The sequence below is a fragment of the Streptomyces sp. NPDC093089 genome (assembly GCF_044754405.1).
Taxonomy (GTDB): Bacteria; Actinomycetota; Actinomycetes; order Streptomycetales; family Streptomycetaceae; genus Streptomyces.
The window spans coordinates 507,275-526,229 of the sequence record NZ_JBIVPA010000001.1; the positions used below are offsets into that span (position 1 = coordinate 507,275).

The 18,955-nt window shown below is 70.7% G+C and carries 20 protein-coding genes and 1 riboswitch; of the genes, 8 read left to right on the forward strand and 12 right to left on the reverse strand.

The window, feature by feature from the left end; translation table 11 throughout:
- Positions 1 to 6: 6 nt before the first annotated feature.
- From ACIQFX_RS02410 to ACIQFX_RS02420, 3 genes are all read right to left on the reverse strand, one after another.
- Complete coding sequence (locus ACIQFX_RS02410; RefSeq protein WP_402458046.1) at positions 7 to 459, reverse strand: GNAT family N-acetyltransferase; 453 nt, start codon at positions 457 to 459, stop codon at positions 7 to 9.
- 38 nt (positions 460 to 497) lie between these two features.
- Entirely contained in the window at positions 498 to 947 is a 450-nt protein-coding gene (locus ACIQFX_RS02415; RefSeq protein WP_402458049.1) for a MarR family winged helix-turn-helix transcriptional regulator, read from the reverse strand.
- Between the two features lie 124 nt (positions 948 to 1,071).
- A complete protein-coding gene (locus ACIQFX_RS02420; RefSeq protein WP_402458051.1) occupies positions 1,072 to 1,935 on the reverse strand; it encodes a GNAT family N-acetyltransferase in 864 nt (287 codons plus the stop codon).
- A gap of 101 nt (positions 1,936 to 2,036) precedes the next feature.
- Here ACIQFX_RS02420 and ACIQFX_RS02425 point away from each other — a divergent pair, with 101 nt between their 5' ends.
- Together ACIQFX_RS02425 and ACIQFX_RS02430 are read left to right on the forward strand one after the other, a co-directional pair.
- Positions 2,037 to 2,690, forward strand: coding sequence for an HAD family hydrolase (locus ACIQFX_RS02425; protein WP_402458054.1), 654 nt, complete (start codon positions 2,037 to 2,039; stop codon positions 2,688 to 2,690).
- A gap of 105 nt (positions 2,691 to 2,795) precedes the next feature.
- Positions 2,796 to 4,031 (forward strand): globin domain-containing protein, encoded by a 1,236-nt coding sequence (locus ACIQFX_RS02430; RefSeq protein WP_402458057.1) that lies wholly within the window; start codon positions 2,796 to 2,798, stop codon positions 4,029 to 4,031.
- A 21-nt stretch (positions 4,032 to 4,052) separates the two neighbouring features.
- Here the strand turns inward: ACIQFX_RS02430 and ACIQFX_RS02435 are convergent, their stop codons facing one another.
- From ACIQFX_RS02435 to ACIQFX_RS02455, 5 genes are all read right to left on the reverse strand, one after another.
- Positions 4,053 to 4,532 (reverse strand): NUDIX domain-containing protein, encoded by a 480-nt coding sequence (locus tag ACIQFX_RS02435; RefSeq protein ID WP_402458560.1) that lies wholly within the window; start codon positions 4,530 to 4,532, stop codon positions 4,053 to 4,055.
- A gap of 50 nt (positions 4,533 to 4,582) precedes the next feature.
- Positions 4,583 to 5,479 (reverse strand): LysR family transcriptional regulator, encoded by an 897-nt coding sequence (locus ACIQFX_RS02440; RefSeq protein ID WP_402458060.1) that lies wholly within the window; start codon positions 5,477 to 5,479, stop codon positions 4,583 to 4,585.
- Positions 5,480 to 5,708: 229 nt separating this feature from the next.
- Positions 5,709 to 6,848, reverse strand: a complete 1,140-nt coding sequence (locus ACIQFX_RS02445) for a cystathionine gamma-lyase (RefSeq protein ID WP_402458062.1) — start codon at positions 6,846 to 6,848, stop codon at positions 5,709 to 5,711.
- Positions 6,845 to 7,336: a low molecular weight protein-tyrosine-phosphatase gene (locus ACIQFX_RS02450; RefSeq protein WP_402458563.1), complete on the reverse strand. Its 492-nt coding sequence runs from the start codon at positions 7,334 to 7,336 to the stop codon at positions 6,845 to 6,847. The genes ACIQFX_RS02445 and ACIQFX_RS02450 overlap by 4 nt, the downstream gene beginning before the upstream one ends.
- Before the next feature lie 9 nt (positions 7,337 to 7,345).
- Positions 7,346 to 7,723, reverse strand: coding sequence for a phage holin family protein (locus ACIQFX_RS02455; protein ID WP_402458064.1), 378 nt, complete (start codon positions 7,721 to 7,723; stop codon positions 7,346 to 7,348).
- Positions 7,724 to 7,773: 50 nt separating this feature from the next.
- Between ACIQFX_RS02455 and ACIQFX_RS02460 the strand changes: the two genes are divergently transcribed.
- The 4 genes from ACIQFX_RS02460 to ACIQFX_RS02475 all read left to right on the forward strand — a co-directional run bounded on the left by ACIQFX_RS02460 (position 7,774) and on the right by ACIQFX_RS02475 (position 10,191).
- A complete protein-coding gene (locus tag ACIQFX_RS02460) occupies positions 7,774 to 8,091 on the forward strand; it encodes a cupin domain-containing protein (RefSeq protein ID WP_402458066.1) in 318 nt (105 codons plus the stop codon).
- Positions 8,092 to 8,384: 293 nt separating this feature from the next.
- Entirely contained in the window at positions 8,385 to 8,603 is a 219-nt protein-coding gene (locus ACIQFX_RS02465; protein WP_376483737.1) for a DUF5326 family protein, read from the forward strand.
- A 238-nt stretch (positions 8,604 to 8,841) separates the two neighbouring features.
- Positions 8,842 to 9,612, forward strand: a complete 771-nt coding sequence (locus tag ACIQFX_RS02470) for an IclR family transcriptional regulator (protein ID WP_402458070.1) — start codon at positions 8,842 to 8,844, stop codon at positions 9,610 to 9,612.
- A gap of 138 nt (positions 9,613 to 9,750) precedes the next feature.
- Entirely contained in the window at positions 9,751 to 10,191 is a 441-nt protein-coding gene (locus tag ACIQFX_RS02475) for an SsgA family sporulation/cell division regulator (RefSeq protein WP_376483829.1), read from the forward strand.
- Between the two features lie 45 nt (positions 10,192 to 10,236).
- Here the strand turns inward: ACIQFX_RS02475 and ACIQFX_RS02480 are convergent, their stop codons facing one another.
- Positions 10,237 to 11,742, reverse strand: a complete 1,506-nt coding sequence (locus tag ACIQFX_RS02480) for a YibE/F family protein (RefSeq protein WP_402458073.1) — start codon at positions 11,740 to 11,742, stop codon at positions 10,237 to 10,239.
- Between the two features lie 37 nt (positions 11,743 to 11,779).
- Positions 11,780 to 11,915: riboswitch (TPP riboswitch) on the forward strand.
- On the opposite strand from ACIQFX_RS02480, the gene thiC reads away from it, so the two are divergent.
- Complete coding sequence (gene thiC / locus ACIQFX_RS02485) at positions 11,909 to 13,693, forward strand: phosphomethylpyrimidine synthase ThiC (protein WP_402458076.1); 1,785 nt, start codon at positions 11,909 to 11,911, stop codon at positions 13,691 to 13,693. (Overlaps the previous riboswitch by 7 nt.)
- Positions 13,694 to 13,792: 99 nt before the next feature.
- Here the strand turns inward: thiC and ACIQFX_RS02490 are convergent, their stop codons facing one another.
- The 3 genes from ACIQFX_RS02490 to ACIQFX_RS02500 all read right to left on the reverse strand — a co-directional run bounded on the left by ACIQFX_RS02490 (position 13,793) and on the right by ACIQFX_RS02500 (position 17,419).
- Complete coding sequence (locus ACIQFX_RS02490) at positions 13,793 to 14,506, reverse strand: hypothetical protein (RefSeq protein ID WP_402458079.1); 714 nt, start codon at positions 14,504 to 14,506, stop codon at positions 13,793 to 13,795.
- A gap of 160 nt (positions 14,507 to 14,666) precedes the next feature.
- Positions 14,667 to 16,028 (reverse strand): metallophosphoesterase, encoded by a 1,362-nt coding sequence (locus ACIQFX_RS02495; RefSeq protein WP_402458082.1) that lies wholly within the window; start codon positions 16,026 to 16,028, stop codon positions 14,667 to 14,669.
- Between the two features lie 284 nt (positions 16,029 to 16,312).
- Complete coding sequence (locus tag ACIQFX_RS02500; RefSeq protein WP_402458084.1) at positions 16,313 to 17,419, reverse strand: LacI family DNA-binding transcriptional regulator; 1,107 nt, start codon at positions 17,417 to 17,419, stop codon at positions 16,313 to 16,315.
- Between the two features lie 379 nt (positions 17,420 to 17,798).
- On the opposite strand from ACIQFX_RS02500, the gene hisC reads away from it, so the two are divergent.
- Positions 17,799 to 18,896, forward strand: coding sequence for a histidinol-phosphate transaminase (gene hisC / locus ACIQFX_RS02505; protein WP_367822296.1), 1,098 nt, complete (start codon positions 17,799 to 17,801; stop codon positions 18,894 to 18,896).
- The last annotated feature ends 59 nt before the right edge of the window (positions 18,897 to 18,955 follow it).

Sequence of the window (18,955 nt, forward strand, 5' to 3'; positions counted from 1 at the left end):
CCGACCTCAGAGACTCTTCTTGAAGCCCACGTGGGAGGCCTCGAAGCCGAGCCGCTCGTAGAAGCGGTGGGCGTCGGTCCTGGTGACATCGGAGGTCAGCTGGACCAGCCGGCAGTCCTGGCGACCGGACTCCTCGACGGCCCACTCGATGAGCTGCGTGCCGAGGCCGCTGCCGCGCTCGTCGGCATGGATGCGGACGCCCTCGATGATCGAGCGGGTGGTGCCCCGGCGGGAGAGCCCCGGGATCACCGTGAGCTGGAGCGTTCCGACGACCTTCTGGCCGCGGACGGCCACGACGACGTGCTGGTGAGGGTCGTTCGCCAGGCGCTCGAAGGCCGTGAGGTACGGGGTGAGGTCGTTGGGGGACTCCCGCTGCGCGCCCAGGGGATCGTCGGCGAGCATGGCGACGATGGCCGGGAGGTCGTCTGCGGTGGCGGGGCGTATCTCAAGATCGCTCATGCCTGGCAGCGTACTCCCGGCCGTCAGGCTCCCCCGGTTCAGGCGGGAACGGTCACGCCCTCCACGACCTGGACCAGCGGGGCGAGCTCGGGGTTCTTCGCGGCCTCGTCGAGGGCCTCGCGAAGGGCGCTGTCGTTGGTCGGGCGGGCCTCTTCGAGAAGCTTCTGGCCGGCCTCGGTGACATCGGTGTAGATGCCGCGGCGGTCGGTGGCGCAGAGGTACCGGGTGAGCAGGCCGCGGTCCTCGAGCCGGGTGACGAGCCGGGTCGTGGCGCTCTGGCTGAGCACGACGGCGTCGGCCACCTGCTTCATCTGGAGGTGGCCGCCCGGGCCGCTGTGCTGACGACTGAGGACGTCGAGGAGCGAGTACTCCCGCACGCTCAGACCGTGCCCGGACTCCAGTGCGCGCTCGATGTGGGTCTCGATCCGGCCGTGCAGCAGGGAGAGGGCGCACCAGCGCTGGGAGAGCGCGGGGTCCGTGGCGGTCATGGTCTCTCCTCGGTCTCTCCTGGTCGGCGGAGCGGCTCTCGACCAGGGTAGACGATGCGACGCAATAATGCGCGTGTGCAAGTAAACCTGTCCGGGTCCGACGGTGGCGATCGGGCCCGCCGGGTTACCCGGCCGCGACCGTCAGGGGCGCGAAGCGGCGTCGCCAGTCGCCGGGGAGGTCGGGCAGGGACCTGATCATCACCGAGTTGGAGGCGACGGGGTCGATGCCGTTCTCCTTCACCCAGCGCAGCAGGGTCGTGTGGCGCACGTCGATGTCCGTCCGCAGGGGCCGGTCCGTGGCCGCGGCCAGCGAGGCGATCAGAGCCTGCGCCGTGTCCGTGTCCCTCGCGACCAGAGGGCCGACGACATGGGTGTCCATGTTGGGCCAGGCCGCCGCGAAGCCGGTGATCTCGCCGTCCTCCTCGGCTACCCGGAGGTGGTCCGCGAACGAGGGGAGCCTGGTGAGGACGTGCGTGCGGTCCAGGCCGAAGACCTCGCGGTCGAGACGCAGGATCGCCTGAAGGTCATCCGCCGTCGCCGGCCGGACCGGAACGGCGGGGGCGGGCGTGGTGAACGTGAAGCGCCCGCGCACCATCTCCGCCCGGCTGGTCTCCGCGAACCCGAGCTCCTCGTACAGGGGCTGCCCGTTGGGGGTGGCGTGCAGGGTGAGCGCGGTGTCGCCGGCCTCCGCCAGGACGTGCCGCATGAGTCGGCGCCCCACACCCTGGCGTGCGTACCGCTCGGCGACGAGCACCATCCCGATCGCGGCCAGCCCGGGGCCGTACGACGTGACCACGCAGCCGGCGAGCAGCCCCGTGCCGGAGGGGTCGTCGATGCCGTACCCGGTGCCCGCGGTGAGCAGGAATCCCCACTTGTGTTCCTCGCGAGGCCATCCCCGGTTCTCGGAGAGGTCGGCGCAGGCGAGGAGGTCGTCCGAGGTGAGGCGTCGGACAGGAAGCTGTGCCAGGGGCGTGGGGGAGGTCGGCATGTCTTTCAGGCTGTCCGAACCGGGGATCGTCCGTCCACTGGTTTACGGATCCGGCCGATCATCCGAGGAGGCGTTGCCTCCGCCCCGTGGCACGTCGGACGATGTTTCACGTGAAACCCTCCACACGGCGCCTGCACCTCTTCGACCTCGACGGCACTCTGATCCGCGGGTCGGCCGCCGCGGTCGAGATCTCCCGGCAGTTGGGTCTCGTCGAGGAGATCGGGGCACTGGAGCGGGGCTTCCTCGAGGGCCTGACACCGGACGAGTTCGCCGTGCGGGCACGGGATCTGTGGGCCGAGCTCCTCCCGGAGCAGGTCGTGGCGGCGTTCGAGGGGGCTCCGTGGCTGGCGGGGATCCGCGAGGTCTGGGCGGACATCCGGGCCCGGGGTGACCGCTGTGCCGTCATCTCGCTCTCGCCCGACTTCTTCGTCCGGCACCTGCTGGAGTGGGGGGTCGACACGGTGCACGGTTCGGCCTGGCCGTCCGTCCCGTTCCGCGAACCGATCCACCGGCCGGGCATCCTCAACGCCGCGGCGAAGGTGCGGATCGCACGGGAGCTCTGCGCGGGGTACGGCATGGACCCGGCGGACTGCATCGCGTACGGGGACTCGATGTCCGACGCCGAGCTGTTCGCGCTCGTGCCGGACACCGTGGCCGTGAACGCGGACCACCATCTCGCCGGGCTGTCCCGCCACAGCTACACCGGCGGGGACCTGCGCGAGGCCTACGCCCTCGTCCGAAACAGCGCAGCTTAGCCAGAAACCCGGCTCTATGGCCCGAGAACTCCGCTTTCTGTCCGAGGCGGCGAAGCGAGGGGTCATGCTGCGAGCACGAAGCCGGTCAGCGCGAGGGCGAGGCACATGATGGATGCTCCGACCAGCACGACGGCCGCAGAGCACGCGGACCGAATCGAGCCCGGGGTGGTGTACGAGACCGCGGCGGAACCGGGGACGGAGGGCAACGAACCTCCGATACCGGGGAGAGGCTCCGCCGACGCACTGCTCGTCCGCCGCACGCTGGCGGAGATCGCACCCATCGCCGACAAGGTGACCTCGTACTTCTACGCCCTGCTGTTCGTCCGGAACCCCGAACTGCGCGAGATGTTCCCCGCGGCCATGGACACCCAGCGGGACCGGCTCCTGAAGGCGCTCCTGACCGCGGCCGAGCACATGGACGACGTGCCGGTGCTCACCGCGTACCTCCAGAACCTGGGTCGGGGACACCGCAAGTACGGGACCCGGGCGGACCACTACCCGGCCGTCGGCGAGGCGCTCATCGGCGCGCTCGTCCGGTACGCGTCGGAGAGCTGGAACGAGGAGACCGAGGCGGCCTGGGTCCGTACGTACACGACGATCTCCCAGATCATGATCGACGCGGCGGCGGACGATGAGCAGACCGCGCCGGCCTGGTGGTACGCCGAGGTGGTCTCCCACGATCTGCGTACCCCGGACGTCGCCGTCGTCACGCTCCGGCCCGACCAGCCGTACCCGTTCCTCGCGGGGCAGTACACGACGCTCGAGACCCCCTGGTGGCCCCGGATCTGGCGGCACTACTCCTTCGCCTCGGCACCGCGGCCCGACGGGCTGCTGTCCCTCCACGTGAAGGCGGTCCCGGCCGGCTGGGTGTCCAACGCGCTGGTCCACCGGGCCCGCCCCGGGGACGTGCTGCGCCTCGGTCCGCCGGCCGGCTCGATGACCGTCGACCACGCCACGGACACGGGTCTGCTCTGCCTCGGCGGTGGTACCGGGATAGCGCCGATCAAGGCCTTGGTCGAGGACGTGGCCGAGCACGGGGACCGGCGTCCGGTCGACGTCTTCTACGGGGCGCGCCACGGCCACGACCTCTACGACATCGACACGATGCTGCGGCTGCAGAAGACCTTCCCCTGGCTCTCCGTCCACACGGTCACCGAGGAGCAGGGGCGGCTTCCGGAGGCCGTGTGCCGCTACGGCCCCTGGAACGAACGCGACGCCTACCTCTCGGGCCCGCTGGGCATGGTCCGGCAGGGCGTGGACGCGCTGCGCGGGGCGGGGGTCCCGTCGGAGCGCATCCGCCACGACTTCCTGGCCGAACTGGCCCCGGCGTCCTCGGCCTGAGGCGCGTCGGGGCGGGGCGTCTCAGCCCAGGTCGGGAGCGTGCATGGCGCGGACGCCCTCGATGTTGCCGTCGAGGTAGTGGCGCAGGGAGAGGGGGACGAGGTGGACGGCGGCGATGCCGACCCGGCTGAAGGGCACCCGGACGATCTCGTACTCGCCGACCGGTTCGTCCATCTCGGGGCCGTGCCGCAGCGCGGTGTCCATGGAACCGAGCCGGCACACGAAGAAGTGCTGGACCTTCACCCCGGAGACCCCGCCGTCGACGATGTGCTCGACGGTGTCGACGAAGCAGGGCACCACATCGGTGATCTTGGCGCCGAGCTCCTCGTGCACCTCGCGGTGCAGGGCCTCGACGACGGTGGCGTCGGAGGGCTCCACGCCGCCGCCGGGCGTGACCCAGTAGGGATCCATCCCCGGCTTGGTGCGCTTGATGAGGATGAGGTCGTCGCCATCGAGCAGGATGGCGCGTGCGGTGCGCTTGATCACGGGCCGTTCGGTCATGGGCCGTTCGTTCATGGGAAGAAAATGGCCCGTCCGGGGTGTCCTGAAACTCACCAGCCCGCCGCGGCGCGCAGCAGTTCCTCGTGAGCACGCGCGAGGGGAGACAGCGCGAGCGTGCCCGTGCGCGCGACCAGGAAGTAGGTCCGCAGCGGAGGGACCGGGGGTTCGAGCAGCGCCACGAGCCGCCCCTCCGCCAGATCCTCCTCGCACAGATAGCGCGGCAGGACGGCCAGGCCGGCACCGGAGGCGGCGGAATCCCGGACGGCCCGCAGGTCGGGGGCGATCACGGTCGCGGTGGCGGCCGGTTTGGTGTCGAAGACCGTGGCCCAGTAGCGGGAGACGAACGGCAGCGACTCGTGCACCTCGACCACCGGAAGCTGCTCGAGGACGACCGAGCCCTTGCCGAGCAGCACCTCGGGGGAGAGCCGGGCCGCCCAGCGCTCCGCCGCGACCAGGACGTGCTCCTCGTCGCAGAGCGGGGTGGAGACGAACAGGCCGCCGCGAGGGCGGGCGGTGGTGACGGCCAGGTCGTGGTGGCCCGCGGCGAGCCCGTCGAGGATCTCCTCGGTGTTGCCGAGGAACGAGGCCCGCACGGCGAGCCCCTGCCCGACCAGCGGTGTGAGGGCGGGCAGCACGCGCAGCGCGGTGAACTCCGGAGGACCGGAGACATGGAGGGTGCGGGCGCCGCCCTGCTCGTCGAGGCCGGACTCGGCTATCTCGACCAGGGCGTCCAGGTGGGGTGCGGCGCGATGGGCCAGCTCGTCGCCGACGGTGGTCGGGGTGACGCCGCGCGCCTGTCGCAGGAAGAGGGGGCGGCCCAGCTGCCGTTCCAGGGTCCGGATCTGGCTGGTGACGGCCGGCTGGGAGAGGCCGAGGAGCGCCGCGGCCCGGGTGAAGGAGCCGGCTCGGTGCACGGCGACGAACGTGCGCAGCAGGGACAGATCCATGCCCGCCCCCTCCCGGCCGCGCGGCCGTGCGACTCAGGCGGTCGGCTGACTGCGCCTCAGGACTGTCCAACTATAAATAAGTCGATAGGTCGCTGTCGCTACCGTGATTGGACACTGACGCACAGTCAACTAGCCTTGTTCAGGCGGTCTCCGCGCGTGGAACCGAGGCGTTCCGAGCCACGAGGGGGGAGGCTCGGAGCGTCTCGTTCCATCGGTCGGCGCCCTGCTCTCAGCCGGTGGCGCCGGCCTCGTCGAGGGCCTGCAGGACATCGGCGATCAGGTCCTCGGGATCCTCGGCACCCACCGAGAACCGGATGAAGCCCTCAGAGACCGCGTCTCCGCCCCAGCGCCCGCGCCGCTCCGCCGTGGAGCGCACACCGCCGAAGCTGGTGGCGTCGTCCACGAGCCGCAGCTCCTCCAGGAACCGCTCGGCCCGCTTCCGGTCGGCCAGTTCGAACGAGATCACCGGGCCGAAGCGCCGCATCTGCCGGGCGGCCACCGCGTGCGACGGGTCGTCGGGCAGCCCCGGGTAGCGCAGCCCGGTGACGTCCGCACGCCCGGCGAGCTCCTGCGCGAGCGCCAGCGCGGTGGAGCACTGCCGGTCGATCCGCAGCTGGAGCGTGGCGAGCGAACGGTGGGCGAGCCAGGCCTCCATGGGGCCGGGAATGGCGCCGACGATCTTGCGCCAGCGCCGTACCTCCGCGGCCCGCTGGGGATCGCGGCAGCTCACGTGGCCGAGCAGGATGTCGCCGTGGCCGGTCATGCCCTTGGTGTCGCTGGCGACGGAGAAGTCCGCCCCCAGCGCGAGGGGCCGCTGGCCGAGCGGTGTGGCGAGGGTGTTGTCGACCGCCACGAGCGCCCCGACGGCGTGCGCCTCGCGCACCAGGCGCCGGATGTCGCAGACGTCGAGCCCGGGGTTGGACGGGGTCTCGATCCACAGCAGCCGGGCCCCTTCGAGCACGGCCAGCTGGCCGTCGCCCCCGGTCGGGGCGGTCCGGACCTCGACGCCGTACGCCCTCAGCTGCTCGTGCAGCAGCGGCAGGGCCTGGTAGCCGTCGCTCGGCACGACCACGGTGTCGCCGGCCTTCAGCTGGGAGAAGAGCACGGCCGAGATCGCCGCCATGCCGGAGGCGAAGACGAGCGTCTCGACGCCCTCCTCCCCCGGTGCCTCCAGCCCGCCGATCGCCCGCTCCAGATGGGTCCAGGTGGGGTTCTCGTCGCGGCCGTACGCGTAACCGCCGGTCGGCTCGCCCGGCAGGTGGAAGTGGGCGGCGAAGACCGGTCCCGGCAGGGTCGGTTCGTACTTCACGGGCTCGGGGAGCCCGGCGCGCACCGCGCGCGTGCCGTCGCCGTACGTCGTGTCGGTCATGCTGTCCGGTCCTCCAGTTCCGCGCGGACGGCGTCGAGCAGGCCTTCGCCCGCCGCCTCCACCATCTCCAGGCACTCCTCGAAGTCCTCACGGCCCCCGTAATAGGGGTCGGGGACGTCGAGCCCGTCCTCGGCGGCCGGGTCGTAGGAGCGCAGCAGCCGTATCCGGGCCGCTTCCTCGGGGGTGCGGGCCAGTGAGCGGAGCTCCCGCAGGTGGCCTTCGTCGAGCGCGATCACCAGGTCGAGGGCGGGGAACCAGGAGGCCCGGAACTGCCGGGCGGTGTGCGCGGACGTGTAGCCGCTCTCCTCCAGCACGGCCACCGTGCGCGGGTCGGCACCGTCGCCCTCGTGCCAGCCTCCGGTTCCCGCGCTGTCGACCACCACCGTCCCGCCGAGACCGGCCTCCTCCACCTGGCGGCGGAAGACGTGCTCGGCCATCGGCGACCGGCAGATGTTGCCAGTGCAGACGAAGCAGACGCGGTAGGTCACGGTCCCCACTCAGTCACCGTCGGGGAGCACGACGTTCAGCGCCCACGACACGATGGAGATGATCAGGCCGCCCAGGACGGCGGTCCAGAAGCCCTCCACGTGGAAGCTCAGGTCGAACTGCTCGGCCAGCCAGGACGTGAGGAGCAGCATCAGCGCGTTGACCACGAGGGTGATCAGGCCGAGCGTCAGGATGAAAAGGGGAAGCGTCAGCAGCTTGACGATCGGCTTGACCAGGAAGTTCACGAGCCCGAAGACCAGGGCGACGAGAATGAGGGTCAGGGCCTTCTTGCCGGTGCTGTCGCCGGTCAGAGTGATGTCCTGGAGCAGCCAGATGGCGACTCCCAGGGCGCCCGCGTTCGCGAGCGTCTTGACTACGAAATTCTTCATGTGTCTGATCGTGGCAGAGATGATCGGGCCGAGGCAGGGGCGGACAGGCGATGAAGGCATTCCGGCTGGATGAACTGGAGGCGGAGCGTGCCGCGAACGACGGTGCGTACCTTCAGTTCCTGCGCGAGCGGAACATGTCGGTGGGTCTGTACGCGCTGGATGCCGGGGCGCTCGACCCGCAGAAGCCGCACCGCCAGGACGAGGTGTACTTCGTGGTGAGCGGCCGTGCGTCGATCACCGTCGGGTCGGAGACGACCCAGGTGGCGCGCGGCAGCGTGGTCTACGTGCCGGCGGGGGCGGAGCACAAGTTCCACCACATCAGCGAGGACCTGCGGGTGATGGTGGTCTTCGCCCCGGCGGAGAGCTGACACCGGAGAGCTGACACCGGAGAGCCGGTGCCGGAAAGTCGAGCCGTCGAGCCGTCGAGCCGTCGAGCCGTCGAGCCGTCGAGCCGTCGAGCCGTCGCCGTCGAGCCGAGAGCGGAGCGCCGGTGCGCGCGGGCCCGGGCGGGCGGCTGAGGGCCGTGGGGCCGAAGCCCCTAGGGGTCGGATCAGGGGAGAGCGGGGGCCGCGGGGCCCCCGTGGGACTTTCCCGGCACCTAGCCTTGAGGATGTTCGGCGCGGAGCGCGCGGAACGGATTCTCGAGAGCGAGGTAGGGACGATGGCCGTACAGGAGATTCTCGCGGGGATGCCCTGGTGGGTGAAGTGGGTCGCGATACCCGCGCTGGCCCTGCTCGTCTTCGGCGGGCTGATCACGAGCGTCCTGGCCTTCGTGGTCGGACTGCTCTTCAAGGTGCTGCTCTTCGTCGCCCTGGTCGCCGGACTGATCTACGTCGTACGGAAGTTCAGCTCCTCCGGCACGTCGCGTGAGGACTGGTAGCACAAGCTACTGATCAGTAGGAGGCCGACGGTGGGGATTAGCCCGGGCGGGGGAACGCGCTGGTCGAATCAGGGCATCGGCCCAGGGGCTGCCACTAGAGTGGAATCTCTCCGCCGTGTTGGGGACTACGGGCGTAGATCCCCCTACTGACCAGCGGTTTTCCCTGGCCCGGCGGGCGCGCGGGGGCGGCCCCCGCGGGCGGGTGCACTGCATCCGTCGTCACGCCTGGGGGTGACCTTTGGCCACGGCTACGCAAACGGCTGCGCCTACCCTGATCGGCTCGGTACAGCGAGCGCTGAGACTCCTGGAGGCCGTCGCCTCCCACGCGGACGGCGCTCCGGCCAAGCAGCTCGCCCGTGAGACGGGCCTCCCGCTGCCCACCACGTACCACCTGCTCCGCACCCTGACGCACGAAGGCTATCTACGCCGCGAGAAGGGTGTGTTCGTCCTTGGCGACGCCGCCGTACGACTGGCCGGTGGCGGAGACGTGCAGAATCGTCGCATCAAGATCGAAGACTCCCTTGCCCGCTGGCGGGACGAGATCGGTGTGCCCATCTACTTCGCCCTGTACCGCGAGGGCGAGATCGAGCTCGTCGCCGTCGCCGACACTCCTTCCGCCCCCGCCGTGGAGGAATGGGCCGACTTCCGCGAGACCGCGCACGCCCATGCGATCGGGCAGTGTCTGCTGAGTCAACTCGATCTGAAATCTCGTCAAGACCACCTTGACCGCCACCCGGTGGAAGCCATCACTCCGTACACGGTGCGTAACCGGAGTCTGCTTTTGGGGCGTTTGGGCAGTTTGGGGCGAATGGAACCCCTGGTGGAGCGTCAGGAATATGCGCTCGGCACGGTCTGTGCCGCCATCCCCATTACGGCGGGCTCCGCGGCGGGCGCGATGGCCATTTCCCTCCCCCTCCACCAGGAAGAACGGTTGCTCCCAGCAGTCGAGCGGCTACGTACGGAGATCGGAAGGCTCCTCGGCTCGCTCGCTTTCTCTATCAGTATCTGAAAAATCACTCCTTGTGATCTGCTATCGCTTACAGCACGATTGCGTCAAGAGGGCCATGGGGGATCATTCCTGGCCGTTTCGGTCACAGCTTTCAGCAGCTGTGTTTACACAACTGCTTCATCTACTGCGGGGTACATGATGCGAGAGTCGGTTCAGGCCGAGGTCCTGATGAGCTTCCTCGTCTCCGAGGAGCTCTCCTTCAAGATCCCGGTCGAGCTGCGATACGAGGCCAGGGATCCCTACGCGGTGCGAATGACCTTCCACCTCCCCGGAGACGCGCCCGTGACGTGGGCGTTCGGCAGGGAACTGCTGCTCGACGGGATCAACCGGCCGAGCGGTGACGGCGACGTGCACATCGCGCCCACCGAGCCCGAGGGGCTGTCGGACGTCTCCATCCGACTCCAGGTCGGCGGCGACCGCGCCCTGTTCCGGGCCAGCGCACCGCCGCTGGTCGCGTTCCTCGACCGCACCGACAAGCTCGTGCCGCTCGGCCAGGAATGCACCCTCGGCGACTTCGAGGACAACCTGGAGGCCGCGCTCGGCCGCATCCTGGCCGAGGAGAACGCCGGACCCGCCTAGAGGGGCCTGCCGATCAGGCTCGGACAGGCCCCGGCGGGTCCTGCCTCACTTGGCGCGACGGCGTCGTCCGCCCCGTACCGCCGTGGCCTTCCGGCCACCGGTGACCGGAAGGCCGTCGGCGTCCGTGCGGTCGGCCGAGACCACGAGAGCCGCCAGGGCCGTGGTGACCGGAACGGCGGCGACCAGACCGATCGACCCGACCAGTGTCCGGACGATCTCCTCGGCGACCAGCTCGCTGTTGGCCACCGTCCCCATGCTGCTCTGCGCGATGGAGAAGAGCAGCAGCAGCGGGAGGGCGGCACCCGCGTAGGCCAGCACCAGGGTGTTCACGACCGAGGCGATGTGGTCGCGGCCGATCCGGATGCCGGCCCGGTACAGCGCGCGCGGCCCCATGCCCGGATCGGCCTGGTGCAGCTCCCAGACCGACGAGGTCTGGGTCACCGTCACGTCGTCGAGCACGCCGAGCGAACCGATGATGACCCCGGCGAGCAGCAGGCCGGACATGTCGATCTCCGGGTACAGGCCGTGGATCAGACCGGTGCTGTCGTCGGTGTTGCCGCTCAGCGAGGCCCAGTCGATGAAGACCGATCCGAGCAGACCGATCAGCAGCAGTGAGATCAGCGTGCCGAGCACCGCGACCGAGGTGCGGGCCGACAGGCCGTGGCACGTGTAGAGCGCGATCAGCATGATCGCGCTCGACCCGACCACCGCCACGACCAGCGGATTCGATCCCTGCAGGATCGCCGGCAGGATGAAGAACGTCAGGACCAGGAAACTCATGGCGAGCGCGACGAGCGCCATCACGCCCTTCATCCGGCCGACGATCACGACCGCGAGCGCGAAGATGCCGGCGAGCACCGCCAGCGGCACCTTCCGGTTCACGTCCGTCACCGAGTACTGCAGGTCGCGCGGGGCGTCGGGGGCGTAGGCCACCACCACGCCCTGTCCCTCGTGCAGTTGACGCGGGGCGTCGGGCTGCACGATCTCGGTGAACGTGCGCCCCTTCTCCGGGCCGCTGGTGACCTCGATCGTCGCCTTCTCGCACTCCCCCTGCTGCGCGGCGACCGCCTCGCGGCCCTCCGGGGTGGAGGTGTCCCCGGTCGGCGGGACCTGGGCGGCGTTCACGCTCTTGCAGTCGACCTGCTCGACGGAGACGACCTCACCCTGCTCGGTCTGCCGGTCGAAACCGACGCCGGTGCGCTCGTGCGCCGGAGTCCCGCCGGGCCACAGCACCACGAGCCCGACGACGACGGCGGTGGCGAAGGGGATCAGGACGGCGGCGATGACCTTGCGCAGATGCCGCGAGACGGGGGCTGCGGGGCCGTGGCCGTGGCTGTGCCCGTGGGAGTGCCCGGAGCCGTGTCCGTGGGAGCGTCCGTGCCCGTGGGCCGGACCGTGGCCGTGCTCGTGGGGAGGGCCGGGGTCGTGCCCCGGGCCGTGGCCGGGATCGTGCGCGGGGTCGTGGCCGGGATTGTGCGCGGGGTCGTGCGACTCGGGGGTCTGATGGGGGGAAGTCACCGGCCGATCATCGCAAGAACGACGGGGGCCCACTGTTCAGCACGCCAGGGTGACGCTAGCGTGGTGGCACCTTTGCACACGCGGGAGCTCGGAGCACCGGGCTGAGAGGGCGCTGATCACCGTACTCACGTACGGGAAGAGGCTGCGCCGACCGCCGAACCTGTTACCGGGTAATGCCGGCGTAGGGAGATCAGGTCTCATGACCATTCAGGACGCACGCACGCCTGCCTCCGAGCAGAACCTGTCCGAAGGACAGGAGCGCACGCCGGGCTGGCACAAGGGGTACCTCCAGGGTTCGCGCCCCGACCTCCGGGTGCCGGTCCGTCAGGTGCACCTCACCAACGGCAAGGACGTGACGCTGTACGACACGTCCGGCCCGTACACCGACCCCACCATCGACACCGACGTCCGTCGCGGCCTCGCGCCGCTGCGCGAGAACTGGATCATCTCGCGCGGTGACACCGAGGAGTACGCGGGCCGCCCGGCCCGTCCCGAGGACGACGGCATCAAGCACACCTCGCCGCGCGGCGGCGGGCTGAAGAACCTCGACGCCGTCTTCCCGGGCCGGCCGCGCCTGCCGCGCCGGGGCCGCGACGGCCAGGCGGTGACGCAGCTGGCGTACGCCCGCCGGGGGGAGATCACCCCGGAGATGGAGTACGTCGCGATCCGCGAGAACGTCTCCCCCGAGGTCGTGCGGGAGGAGATCGCCGCGGGCCGGGCCGTGCTCCCGGCGAACGTGAACCACCCGGAGATCGAGCCGATGATCATCGGCAAGAAGTTCCTGGTGAAGGTCAACGCCAACATCGGCAACTCCGCCGTCACCTCGTCCATCGAGGAGGAGGTGGAGAAGATGACCTGGGCGACCAAGTGGGGCGCCGACACGGTCATGGACCTGTCGACCGGCCGCAACATCCACACCACCCGCGAGTGGGTGCTGCGCAACTCCCCCGTCCCGATCGGCACCGTGCCGCTCTACCAGGCCCTGGAGAAGGTCGACGGCAGGGCCGAGGACCTGACCTGGGAGATCTACAAGGACACGGTCATCGAGCAGGCCGAGCAGGGCGTCGACTACATGACGGTGCACGCCGGCGTGCTCCTGCCGTACGTGCCCCTCACCGCGCGCCGCAAGACCGGCATCGTCTCGCGCGGCGGCTCGATCATGGCCGCCTGGTGTCTCGCGCACCACAAGGAGAACTTCCTCTACACGAACTTCGAGGAGCTCTGCGAGATCCTGGCGGCGTACGACGTCACCTACTCGCTCGGCGACGGCCTGCGCCCCGGCTCGATCGCGGACGCCAACGACGAGGCGCAGTTCGCCGAGCTGCGCACGCTCGGCGAGCTGAACACGATCGCCAAGCGGCACAACGTGCAGACGATGATCGAGGGCCCCGGGCACGTCCCGATGCACAAGATCAAGGAGAACATCGACCTCCAGCAGGAGATCTGCGAGGAGGCGCCGTTCTACACGCTCGGCCCGCTCACCACGGACGTCGCGCCCGCGTACGACCACATCACCTCGGGCATCGGCGCGGCCATGATCGCCTGGTGGGGCACGGCGATGCTCTGCTACGTCACGCCCAAGGAGCACCTGGGCCTGCCCAACAAGGACGACGTGAAGACGGGCGTCATCACGTACAAGATCTCGGCCCACGCGGCGGACCTCGCCAAGGGGCACCCGGGCGCGCAGGAGTGGGACGACGCGCTCTCGGACGCGCGGTTCGAGTTCCGCTGGGAGGACCAGTTCAACCTGGCTCTCGACCCTGACACCGCGCGCGAGTTCCATGACGAGACGCTGCCGGCGGAGCCCGCGAAGACCGCGCACTTCTGCTCGATGTGCGGTCCGAAGTTCTGCTCGATGAAGATCTCCCAGGACATCCGGCGTGAGCACGGCGGCACGCAGCAGGAGATCGAGGCGGGCATGGCGGAGAAGTCCGCGGAGTTCGCGGCGAGCGGCAACCGCGTCTACCTGCCGCTGGCCGACTGACGCACGGGCCCGGAGACCGGCCCGCGACTTCCGGGGGAGTCGCGGGCCGGTCCCGTCGTGTCAGGCCCCGCCGCCCGGGGGTCGGGTGGTCCCGTCGTGTCAGACCCCGTCGTCCCAGGGACCGGCCGGACCGGCTGGGTCGGCCGGACCGGCTGGGTCGGGTGGGGCGGCTGGGTCGGGTGGGGCGGTGGCGGCGAGGGCGTCGCGGAGGAAGGGCAGGATGCCGCGTTCGAGGAGGGCGTGACGCCAGGCCTCGCGGGCGCGGCTCAGTTCGTCGTCCGGTGCGGCCGAGACCGGTCCCACCTCGGTCGGACTGTTGCGCAGGGCCGTCAGGAGGAGTCCGGCGGCCGCACAGAGCAGCCCGCCCGCGGCGACGGAGCCGAAGACGAGACCGGCGGTCAGGAGCGTGGCGCCGAACGCGACGGTGGGGGCGATGGCGTGCAGCACCGCGCCGACCAGCAGGAAGATGACGGCGGCCGCGCCCGCGAGGACCGGCACCATGACGGTGACGATCGCGGCTACGCCCGCGCCGGGACCGGGAGGGTCGAGGTCGTGGGGCGAGGGCGCGCGGGTGCCGACGGCCGCGCGGTTCTGTTCGCGGACCTTGACGAAGTGGTCGTACTCGCTCGCCGCCGCGGTGGTGACCAGCGCCGTCGCGTTCAGCGTCATGGAGCGCAGCTGCGCGACCGTGAGCCGGCTGCCGACCCCGACGAGATCCGGACGTGCGTGGGCGGTGTTCAGTGCGTCGTCGAGGACCCGCTCGTACTCGGCGCGATCCTCGGTCAGCAGGTGCGGAGCCACGTTCATGTGCATCCCCCGATGCTCCGTAGGCCCGGGATCAGCCGTGGAAACGCTCGGCTGGGCGGAAACGGAGGAGAGCCTGCTACGGATGGACCCGATGGTATTGCGGTGACGCCACGACCTGACAGGGTGTTTCCGGAATTCGACTTCTCCGGATGCGCAGGGTTATGCGTCAGCCGTTCAGGGGGAGTTGGACGACCAGTAGCTTTCCGGCCATGGTCACTCCGCCGTCCATGGCGATGGCGAGGCCGTCGGCGTACACGTGCGGTCCGTCGACGATCGGGCCTCCGCTTCCCTCGCCCTCCTCCGTGCCGACCTGGCCGAGGAGGTACGGGATGGGGCTGTGGCCGTGCACGATCCGGCGGCCGCCGTAGGTGCCGAGGAGCTCCTGCACGGCCTGGGGGCCGCCCTCGTCGCGGAAGGCGAAGCGCTTGGTGAACTTCCGGAACAGGTCCCAGACCTCGTCGGCGTCGTTCCGGGTGAGGATCTCGTGGACCGTTTCGTTGACGTCCTCGATGGTCTCGCCGTATTCGAGGTACGCGGTGGTGTCGGAGTGCAGGAGGAGGTGGTCGTCCTCCCGCACCACGGCGTCGAGGCGGGACATCCACTGGAGGTGGACGTCCTGGAGGCGGTCCATGTCGTGCTTCTGGCCGCCGTTGAGCAGCCAGGCGGCCTGGAAGGTGGCCGTGCCCGCGCCGGAGTTGACGGGGGTGTCGCCGAAGCGCTTGGCCCCGATGAGGAGCAGCTCGTGGTTGCCCATGAGGGCCTTGCAGTAGCCGCCGGCGGCGGCGGCCTCCGCGGAGAGCCGCATGACGAGGTCGATGACGCCGATGCCGTCGGGTCCGCGGTCGGTGAAGTCGCCGAGGAACCAGAGGCGGGCGTTGCCCGCGGACCAGCTGCCGTTCTCGTCGATGAGGCCCTGCGCGCGCAGGGCGGCGACCAGCTCGTCGAGGTAGCCGTGGACGTCGCCCACGACGAAGAGGGGCCCGGGGCCCTCGCCGCCGGCGGCGGTGGGTTCGGTCGCCGCCTCGGGCGTGATCGGCACCTGGAGGGTGTCGCCGCGCTGGATGACCGGGAGGTCGCGCTCGGTCGGCGTGTACCCCTCGGGCAGCTCGCCCTCGGGGAAGGCGTTGCCGGGGTGGCCGGTGGCGACGGAGACGATGGAGGAGCCGGTCGCCTCGGGGTACGCGGGGGCGAGGCGGCGGCCCAGCTGGAGCGTCGGGGCGGCGGGCATGGGCGCGGTGGGGGCGGCCGCCGGAGGCGCGGGAGCGATCGGCACGGCCACGATCGGCACGACCTCGACCGGCGCGGGTGCGACGGGCGGCACGGGTCCGGACGGGTCGGGCAGCCGGTGCTCGACGGGAGCGGGATGGCCGCCGACCGGGACCTCGGCCGGCGCGGGTGCCGGCAGCGGGTCCTCGGACGGCGGTTCGGCGGCATGGCCCTGTACGGGCACCCGGGCGTACGGCGGTACGCGGAAGTCACGCAATGTCGCCGTGCGCACCACGGGATCCTGCCCGGCCCCCTGAGTCATCGACCCCTCCACCACCGTCGCGATGCCCTGCACATCGCGTCCCGGCCTGGTCGGGGTGGTCCACGATGTCGTGCGCCCATCATAGGAATGAGGTTCCTCCTGTGTGACGCACCAGGGGTGATGAATCCGGGTCCACTCCGGGTTCACCGGTTGTTTCGCCCGAATTGGGAAGGTCCAGTCCAGGGTTGAGGCCGGTGTGGTGTCCGGTTTCGCCGCCCCTGCCCACGGGCAGGGGCGGGACGGCGGCCGTGGCGGCGTGTCGGGCGGGTCGGTCCTCGGGCGTGTCAGTCCTTCGCGGGCGAGCGCGGCGGGCTGACCGTCGTGCGCGGCGAACGGCGCTGCGAGGAGGTGCGGATGATGAGTTCGGTCGGTATCACCTGTTCGACCGGGCCGTCGGCGTCGATCCCCTCGATGGCGTCGATGAGGAGCTGGACGACGGCCGTGCCGATGCGGCGCGGTTTGAGCGAGAGCGTCGTGATGGGCGGTTCGGTGGTGGCGTAGACGGTCGACTCGCTGCAGCAGACCAGCAGCAGGTCGTCCGGGACGCGCAGCCCGTAGCGGCGCGCGGCCGCCAGGAGGTCGGTTCCGTTGGGGTCGAAGAGGCCGTAGACGGCGTCGGGCCGGTCCGGGCGGGCGAGCAGCCGGTCGGCCGCGACGGCGCCCGCGCACGGGTCGTGCGCCGGGTAGGCCTCGTAGACGGGGTCCTGGCCCACCCGCTCGCACCAGTTCAGGTACGCGGTGGTGGACAGGTGGGTGTACGTGTCGGTGGTGGTTCCGGTGAGGAGGCCGATGCGGCGGGCGCCGGCGGCGGCGAGGTGGTCGAGCAGGTCGAGGACGGCGGCTTCGTGGTCGTTGTCGACCCAGGCGGTGACCGGAAGGGTGCCGGCGGGGCGTCCGTCGGAGACGACGGGCAGGCCTTGGCGGACCAGTTCGGTGACGACCGGGTCGTGGTCGGAGGGGTCGATGACGACGGTGCCGTCGAGGGCGACGTTCGACCAGACGTCATGGCGGGAGGTGGCGGGGAGGATGACCAGGGCGTAGCCCCGGGCGAGTGCTGCCGATGTGGCGGCTCTGGCCATCTCCGCGAAGTACGCGAATTCGGTGAAGGTGAAAGGTTCATCCCCGTACGTCGTCACGGTCAGGCCGATGAGTCCCGATTTGCCCGTACGGAGTGTGCGGGCCGCCGCGGATGGGCGGTAGCCCAGCCGGTCGGCGACCTCGCGCACGTGGCGGCGGGTGGCGTCCGGGAGTCGGCCCTTGCCGTTGAGCGCGTCGGAGACAGTCGTGATGGAGACCCCGGCGGCGGCGGCGACGTCCCGGATGCCCGCGCGGCCCTGCCGGTTTCCCCGGGTCTGTGCCCGGCTCACCTGGTGCTTCCCTGCTGCTGTCATGGCGAGCCGATAGTAGGGCGATGAGGGCCGGTGGCGACGGTCGCATATGCAAGCATTGACAGGCACGTTTCTGCATGATCGAAAAGCCTCAAGAGGCATGAAACCAAAGGCAGTTCGTGTCGCAGCCATGAGAACTGTGGTTGTCGAACGGTGTACGCCTGGTGAGGGGGTGAGGTCTCGAAGAGGTCTCAACTCACCTCTACGGGGGATGCGCGCCACGGCGCCCGCCACCGGCGCACGCCACCCTGCCGCGCGCCCCTCATGGGGTGCCGCGTTTCCACAGCGTGTCCCTCCTGTTGTCCACAGGCCATTCGCAGCGGGCGCGAATCCTCTTAAGGTGAGGAGTATTGGCGGTACGGACGGTCGAGGAGGCCACACAGTGAGCGAGACCAGCGGGACGAGCAAGGGCAGCCCGAGGCTGCGGGCCGAGCTGGACGGCGTCCCCACCTACAAGCCGGGCAAGCCGGCCGCCGCGGGCGGTCCGGTGGCCTTCAAGCTGTCCTCCAACGAGAACCCCTACCCGCCGCTGCCGGGGGTCATGGAGACCACGCTCGCGGCCGCCGCGAACTTCAACCGCTACCCGGACATGGCGTGCACCGGCCTGATGGAGGAGCTGGCCGACCGCTTCGGCGTGCCCGTCTCCCACCTGGCCACCGGCACCGGCTCGGTCGGCGTCGCGCAGTCGCTCCTCCAGGCCACCTCGGGCCCGGGCGACGAGGTCATCTACGCCTGGCGCTCCTTCGAGGCGTACCCGATCATCACGCAGATCAGCGGTGCCACCTCGGTGCAGGTGCCGCTGACCGAGGGCGAGGTGCACGACCTCGACGCGATGGCGGAGGCGATCACCGACCGGACCCGGCTGATCTTCGTCTGCAACCCGAACAACCCCACCGGCACCGCGGTCCGCCGCGCCGAGCTGGAGCGCTTCCTCGACCGGGTGCCCTCCGACGTCCTGGTCGTGATCGACGAGGCGTACCGCGAGTTCGTCCGCGACGCCGACATCCCGGACGGCATCGAGCTGTACCGCGACCGGCCCAACGTCGCCGTGCTGCGCACCTTCTCCAAGGCGTACGGCCTGGCGGGGCTGCGGGTCGGCTTCGCGGTCGCCCACGAGCCGGTGGCGGCGGCGCTGCGCAAGACGGCGGTGCCGTTCGGGGTGAGCCAGCTGGCCCAGGACGCGGCGGTGGCCTCGCTGCGCGCCGAGGACGAACTGCTGGGGCGCGTCGGCTCGTTGGTGGCCGAGCGCGAGCGGGTCCACGCCGGGCTCGTGGCCCAGGGCTGGACCGTGCCGGACACCCAGGCGAACTTCGTCTGGCTGCGGCTCGGTGAGCGCACGGTGGACTTCGCGGCGGAGTGCGAGCGGCACGGTGTGGTGGTGCGGCCGTTCGCGGGCGAGGGCGTGCGCGTCACGATCGGTGAGACCGAGGCGAACGACCTGTTCCTGAAGGTGGCGGAGGGCTTCCGCAAGGAGGGCTGACCAGTGGCTTCCGCAAGGAGAGCCGATCGGTCGCTTCCGTGAGGAGGGCGGATCGGCCG